At 40.8% G+C, this 6,509-nt stretch carries 7 protein-coding genes and 1 riboswitch; of the genes, 4 read left to right on the top strand and 3 right to left on the bottom strand.

Annotation, left to right across the window (positions count from 1 at the left end; translation table 11 throughout):
• Positions 1-16: 16 nt before the first annotated feature.
• Together LIQ05_RS14095 and folE are read right to left on the bottom strand one after the other, a co-directional pair.
• Positions 17-514, bottom strand: coding sequence for an HD domain-containing protein (locus LIQ05_RS14095; RefSeq protein WP_226821581.1), 498 nt, complete (start codon positions 512-514; stop codon positions 17-19).
• A complete protein-coding gene (gene folE, locus LIQ05_RS14100; protein WP_118581498.1) occupies positions 511-1,068 on the bottom strand; it encodes a GTP cyclohydrolase I FolE in 558 nt (185 codons plus the stop codon). The genes LIQ05_RS14095 and folE overlap by 4 nt, the downstream gene beginning before the upstream one ends.
• A 253-nt stretch (positions 1,069-1,321) precedes the next feature.
• A riboswitch (THF riboswitch) is annotated at positions 1,322-1,418 on the bottom strand.
• A gap of 133 nt (positions 1,419-1,551) precedes the next feature.
• Here folE and LIQ05_RS14105 point away from each other — a divergent pair.
• From LIQ05_RS14105 to LIQ05_RS14115, 3 genes are all read left to right on the top strand, one after another.
• Entirely contained in the window at positions 1,552-3,339 is a 1,788-nt protein-coding gene (locus tag LIQ05_RS14105) for an aminopeptidase P family protein (RefSeq protein ID WP_226821583.1), read from the top strand.
• Positions 3,340-3,430: 91 nt separating this feature from the next.
• Positions 3,431-3,817, top strand: coding sequence for a PH domain-containing protein (locus tag LIQ05_RS14110; RefSeq protein WP_226821588.1), 387 nt, complete (start codon positions 3,431-3,433; stop codon positions 3,815-3,817).
• Between the two features lie 191 nt (positions 3,818-4,008).
• The gene (locus LIQ05_RS14115) at positions 4,009-5,226 is read left to right on the top strand and encodes a serpin family protein (RefSeq protein ID WP_226821590.1); all 1,218 of its coding nucleotides are present in this window, start codon (positions 4,009-4,011) and stop codon (positions 5,224-5,226) included.
• Positions 5,227-5,252: 26 nt separating this feature from the next.
• Here the strand turns inward: LIQ05_RS14115 and LIQ05_RS20715 are convergent, their stop codons facing one another.
• On the bottom strand, positions 5,253-5,399 hold the full coding sequence (locus LIQ05_RS20715) for a helix-turn-helix domain-containing protein (RefSeq protein ID WP_226821602.1): 147 nt from the start codon (positions 5,397-5,399) through the stop codon (positions 5,253-5,255).
• Between the two features lie 225 nt (positions 5,400-5,624).
• Here LIQ05_RS20715 and LIQ05_RS14125 point away from each other — a divergent pair, with 225 nt between their 5' ends.
• Positions 5,625-6,278: a glycoside hydrolase family 3 protein gene (locus tag LIQ05_RS14125; RefSeq protein WP_226821592.1), complete on the top strand. Its 654-nt coding sequence runs from the start codon at positions 5,625-5,627 to the stop codon at positions 6,276-6,278.
• The last annotated feature ends 231 nt before the right edge of the window (positions 6,279-6,509 follow it).

The following is a 6,509-nucleotide window of genomic DNA, read 5'->3' on the forward strand; positions in this document are numbered from 1 at the left end:
AGATTTTTTAGAAGACTCAATATTCAATTGTCAGGTTCTTTTTCTCAGAAGGCCAGTAACATTCTGAGGCTGCTGAACATGAAAAACAATTTCTGGATTTTTTATCAGCTTTATATAGCAGGTTTGACAATTTTTGGTCAGAACAATCGTTCCTGTGCTGACTGATCGCAGATAGTATTTCTTTTTTTTCCTGCTCTGTAAAGTGCAGGTCTGTCAGAATCTTTCCGGCTATTTCGGCTCCTGCAATGTCATGGGGAATACCCAACAGATATTGCTGCGCGCGGCCAATGTCATGAAGAAGAGCAGTGGCATAAATGATCTCCCTGGACAGATTAAGCTTGTCTTCCAGAGAATAAATATACATCAGCCTGGCAACATCCAGAAAGTGTTCAGGCGTATGTCTGCAGAAAATACGGTCTTTTTCTAGCTCTTGTATTTTCTCACAGTGTTTTTGGTAAAGGGGATGCCGCCAGATTAAAGAAATACGGTTTGTTTCGGGAAAAGAACTGTTCATTTTCCAACCATGGAAAGGAACATTTTCTGCAGCTCCTTATCTTCTTTAAAGGCTCCACGGGTTACAGTCGTAATTGTCTTGCTGCCTGGCTTTTTAACACCTCGCATGGTCATGCAGGTGTGTTCTGCTTCCAGCATAACCATGATTCCCTTCGGAGAGAGGGCACGCTCCAGAGCGTCCGCAATCTGCACCGTGAGGCGTTCCTGGATCTGCGGTCTTCTGGCATAAACCTCTACCGTACGTGCCAGCTTGCTTAATCCGGTGACTTTTCCATCGGGAATATAAGCCAGGTGTGCCTTACCATAAAAAGGCATCAGATGATGCTCACACATAGAGTAAAAAGTAATATCTTTTTCCAATACGATCTCATTATTTTCTACTGGAAACTGCTTCAGTAAATGGTGATCTGCTTCCTGATCGAGACCACCGTAAATTTCCTCGCACATACGCGCAATTCTGTCAGGAGTATCAATCAGTCCCTCCCGGGTAATATCTTCACCGATTCCTTCCAGAAGCAGACGGATGGCCTGTTCTACTTTTTGTTTGTCAACCATTAAAAAAACCTCCTTTGTATTTGATTGCGGAGAGTATCCTTTGTTCAACCAAATCAGGGGAAGGTCATAAGATTCGAATATTGGCCTGATCAATATGTAAAAAAGGATATCTCCAATTGTGATAGAATGTATGTCGAAAACATTCCCTTGAGCCTGTTGAAAAAATCATTTCCGCAAATTGTAACGTGTATCTTGCAGAAAATCCCTTTCAGGCAGGCTCTGACACAATATGAGATATCCCTCTTATAGTGCTTGCAACGGGTGCGGATAATATACCGTAAGACGTGCTTTTCGTTTCAGTGACAACTCCCCATTCACCGAACACTTGACGCATAAAATCCTATTTTGCATATCATTCATTTCGAAAGTAAGTATATCACGTCTTTGGGAAATAGAAAAGAGTTTTTTCTTAAACAGGTTGCGAAAGGGTACCGTGGATATTATAATAGGAACAGACAAAATTCACTGGAAGGAGTCAGTTTTATGACAGTTAAAGAACGGATCACCGCACTTCGGGAAGTAATGGCAGAGAAGAAAATAGATGCTTATCTTGTTCCTACAGATGATTTTCATGCATCCGAATATGTAGGAGAATACTTTAAGTGCAGAAAATATATTACAGGTTTTACCGGATCTGCCGGCAGAGCAGTCATCATGCAGGATATGGCTGGATTGTGGACTGATGGAAGATATTTCATCCAGGCAGCAGCACAGCTGGAGGGAACAGGTGTAGAGCTTTTTAAAATGGGAGAACCAGATGTCCCCACTGTGCACCAGTTCCTGGAAGAAAAATTAGGCGAGGGAATGTGCCTTGGTTTTGACGGAAGAACCGTCAGCGCCGAAGAAGCAGATGAACTGGCCGGACTTTTAGCAAAAAAAGGAGCTGCTCTTCAGACAGATTCTGATCTGGTAGGAGAAATCTGGGAAGACCGTCCGGCACTTTCCTGTGAACCGGTTATGGAACTGGATGTAAAATGGGCAGGCGAATCCCGTGCTGACAAATGTGCAAGAATCCGTAAATCAATGGAAGAGAAAGGTGCAGATGGATTTGTACTGACTTCTCTGGATGACATTGCATGGCTTTTGAATATTCGCGGTGGCGATGTACATTGCTGCCCGGTTGTTCTTTCTTATCTGGTAATGACCAAAACAGAAATCAGGCTGTTTGCAAATGAAAAAGCATTTTCAGCTCCGATTCTGGAGGCATTATCAAAGGATGGTGTAACCATTCTGCCCTATGACAGCATTTATGAATATGTAAAAACATTTACGAAAGACATGACAGTTCTTCTTTGTAAAAAGAAAGCCAACTGTCGTCTGGTAAACAGTATTCCGAAGGAAGTAACGATTCTGGATGAAGCCAACCTGACTTTTCTTCCAAAATCAATTAAAAATCCGGTAGAAGTAGAAAATGAACGTATCGCTCATATCAAAGACGGAGTTGCGCTTACCAAATTCATCTGCTGGCTAAAGAAAAATGCAGGCAAAATTCCAATGACAGAGTTAAGTGTAGGAGAGAAGCTGTACAGCTTCCGTGCCCAGCAGGAGAATTTTATCGGCAACAGCTTTGACCCCATTATTTCTTATGGCATTCATGCTGCCATCAACCACTATTCTGCAACGCCAGAGACAGATATTGCCATTGAACCTGGTAATTTCCTTCTGGCAGACACAGGCGGACACTATTACGAAGGTACTACAGATACCACCCGTACGATTGTTATGGGCTCCGTGAATGACGAGCAGAAGAAATATTTTACCGCTGTTTTACGTGGCATGCTGAACCTTGGAAATGCCAAATTCCGTTATGGCTGTACTGGTGTAAATCTGGATTATCTGGCGCGTGGTCCGTTATGGGAAATGGGACAGGATTTTAATCATGGAACAGGACATGGAGTTGGTTATCTTCTGAATGTTCATGAAGGGCCAAACAGCTTCCGCTGGAGAATTATTCCAGGAGATAATGCAGTGCTGGAAGAGGGGATGATCACATCAGATGAGCCTGGGTATTATGTAGAAAACCAATATGGGATCCGTCACGAAAACCTGCTTGTATGCAAAAAAGCAGAGAAAACCCCATTCGGCCAGTTTATGTGCTTTGAACATCTGACTATGGTACCGTTTGATCTGGATGCTGTTGTTCCGGAGCTGATGACTGTGCAGGAACGGGCGCTTCTTAATAATTATCATGCACAGGTATACAAAAAGATTTCCCCATATCTGAAAGAAGAGGAAAAAGAGTGGCTGAAAGAAGCTACACGCGAAATCTGATCAGACTCAATGGCCTTATCAGGAAGGTCTGAATGATTTTCTGACTATTGATTCTGTTATCTTAAAATAAAGAAAGAAGGAGTAAATTTACATGACATACAAAGAGAAAAAGCGTTCCATGTTTCTTGGGCTTCCATGGACCTTTACAACTTATACAGTAACAGATGAAATCATTACTGTAGATTCCGGTTTGCTGAGAAAAGAAGAAAATGACTGCTACCTGTATAAAGTAATTGATGTTCGACTGGAAAACACTTTGCTGGAACGTATTCTTGGACTTGGCACCATCCATTGCTTTACCGGTGATGTAACAGATCCTGATCTGAAAATCCAGCATATTAAGCATGCGAAGGAAATCAAGGACTATATTCTGAAACAATCTGAAGTCGAACGGATAAAAAGAAAAACGCTAAACACCCAGCACCTGGATGGAAGCCCTGGCATCAGCCAGATGGCTCAAACAGACAGTTGCCGGTAATCCTATAAACATAACAAACTCGATAACGATGGCAGTCTTCAGGAATCCACTGAAGACTGCCTTTTACGTGAAGTAAAAGATAAATGAAAATTAATATAACAGAAAGAAGAAACAAATATGTTAGAATAAAACAAAAACTTGCAGTAAACCTTTGCAAAGAGCACTTCATCAACCATACAAGGAGGTTATACATGAATAAAATGAAACTTTTTGCCAGAGTTCTGGTGCTTATGACAGCAATGACTTCCCCAATCCATGTATATGCAGCAGCCAGTCAGGCAGAATCAAATGCAGCTGAAAAGAACGTAGATATTGATAAATCAGTTAATCTGCAGAATTCTATTAACCTTACAGATGGATTAGCTGAAGAAAACCAGGCTTCCAATGTAATGTTCAGCCCAACAAGTCTTAACTTCGCCCTTGGTATGATTGCAGAAGGCGCCAAAGGCGAAACGAAAAACGCATTAAATGAATATTTAGGAACCGCTGATTTTGCAGCATATGCCAGAAAGTATATGAATGCAATTAAAAGCTACAATACAGAAGACGAAAATTATGGTTATACATCGAAATTAAAAATTGCAGATGCTTTATGGGTAAATCATGGGCTGACTCTGCAGGATCAATTCCAAAAAAGTGCAGAAGATAATTTTAAAGCAAAAGCGGAAATTCTTGATTTTTCTGATAAAGAAAACACATGCAACACTATTAATGCATGGTGCAATGAAAATACAGATGGGCTGATTCCGGAAATTATGAAACCTGACATGCTTAATGAAAACAGTGAACTGTGTCTTACCAATTCATTATATTTTGAATCTGGATGGTCCCAGGGTCCATGGGACGTTTCCGACAAAAAAGAAAAATTCGGTGATAATGAAGAAACAGAATACATGACAAGCATCGGCGATACTTACTATGAAAATGGCGCAGCAACAGCGTTCGAAAAATTTTATGCAAATAATCTGAGCTTCATTGGAATTTTGCCGAAAGCAGAAGGAAATTTTACTCTTGATGCGCTGGATATAGAAGGTCTTCTGAAATCTGAACCGGAGTACGATGAAGTTAATTGTAAAATGCCTAAGTTAAGCTTTGAAACAACAGCTGAGTTAAGTGATATCCTCGGTAAGACAGGACTTGAGAATATTTTTTCAGATGATGCTGATTTTTCAGGCATTGCAGATAAAGCGGTTCATGTCAGTTCTGTTTTACAGAAAACAAAACTGGAACTTGACGAAAATGGAACCAAAGCTGCCGCTGTGACTGCAGTGACAATGGAGTGCATGTCTGCAATGGATACGGATCCGGTTGTAAAAGATGTTGAACTCACACGACCATTTGCATTTCTTATTTACGATAATATGAATGAGGAAGTGCTGTTTATGGGAAAAGTTTTAACAGTGCAATAACAGAAATTAATATAGTAAAAAACAAGTCAGTTTGAACAAATATTAGTTTTATATCTGTAATTGCTGGGATTTTTGGCAGTATACTTTTTGAATACACGTGAAAAATGGCTTTGTGAGGAAAATCCCAGATGCGTACTGATGGCAGAAAGTGATTTATCGGAATAGCGAAGCAGTTTTTTGCTTTGTCTATTTTTTCTGCATGAATCAGTTTTGAAGTATTTTTGCCGCCACGAATAGTATTTACCTGGTCTGTGAAATCAAGGATCATATGATATTGCAGGTTGATGATTCTGTCTGGAGAATTCAGAAACTCACATTTTTGAATGTAGGCATCACTTAACTGCATGGCATCTTCCACTGTCATTCCACCACGAATAGCAGTACGGGAAGCGAGGGTTGTGCTTACAATAAAGGTATTTTTTACCAGCCGGATCTGGTCCGCTGCAAGAATCCCACCGCTGAGGGCTGGTGCGCATTATATAGCGCACCACGAAATTGCAAGAAAAGCAGCGGAACAGGGGGCTGTATTATTAAAAAATGAGGATGGCATTCTTCCGTTAGAACGGGACAGGAAGATTACTGTAATTGGAGCAATGGCGAAGAATATACGTTATCAGGGCGCAGGCTCCAGTCATATTAATCCCCAAAAACTGAGCCAGCCAATAGATTATCTGCCGAACGCTGTCTTCGCAATGGGATGCGATGAGCGTGGCGATACGGATGAAGCCATGATAAAAGAAGCTGTAAAAGCAGCAGAAAATGCAGCTGCAGCCGTGGTTTTTGCTGGACTTCCAGATCGTTTTGAATCGGAAGGTTTTAACAGGAATCATATGAAACTGCCCCAGGGACATCTTCGAATGCTTGAAGAAGTATCACGTGCAAATAAAAATACAATTGTGGTATTACTGTCCGGATGTGTGGTCGAATGTACTTGGGCATTTTCTCCGCGGGATTGGAAGAATGATCAGAGGAGAATAAACAGCAGGTGCAAGATGCAATCTTTATGGACACGAGCTTTTATCTGGCTCTATGAAAAAACAACCAGAGTTTGAGCAGTTCCTTTCACTTTGGATGGAATACCTGGGAACACAAAGCGGCATTGGTGCAAAAATACTTTTATTAAAAATATCATATCGATGAAAAGGAATATGAAAGACTGATCACCTCCCAATGTAAAAGATTTTATAAAAAGTGCTTGACGATTCCTTGCGGCAGTGGTATTATAAGTAAGCTGTCGCAAGGAATTGCTTCTGAAATACTGAAAAATAAAATAGTTTTCAGAA

Source organism: Blautia glucerasea (genome assembly GCF_020537505.1).
Taxonomy (GTDB): domain Bacteria; phylum Bacillota; class Clostridia; order Lachnospirales; family Lachnospiraceae; genus Blautia_A.

Excerpts from the sequence above, each read along its gene's own strand:
- LIQ05_RS14095 (WP_226821581.1), bottom strand. The coding sequence starts at position 514 with ATGAACAGTTCTTTTCCCGAAACAAACCGTATTTCTTTAATCTGGCGG.
- folE (WP_118581498.1), bottom strand. The coding sequence starts at position 1,068 with ATGGTTGACAAACAAAAAGTAGAACAGGCCATCCGTCTGCTTCTGGAA.
- LIQ05_RS14105 (WP_226821583.1), top strand. The coding sequence starts at position 1,552 with ATGACAGTTAAAGAACGGATCACCGCACTTCGGGAAGTAATGGCAGAG.
- LIQ05_RS14110 (WP_226821588.1), top strand. The coding sequence starts at position 3,431 with ATGACATACAAAGAGAAAAAGCGTTCCATGTTTCTTGGGCTTCCATGG.
- LIQ05_RS14115 (WP_226821590.1), top strand. The coding sequence starts at position 4,009 with ATGAATAAAATGAAACTTTTTGCCAGAGTTCTGGTGCTTATGACAGCA.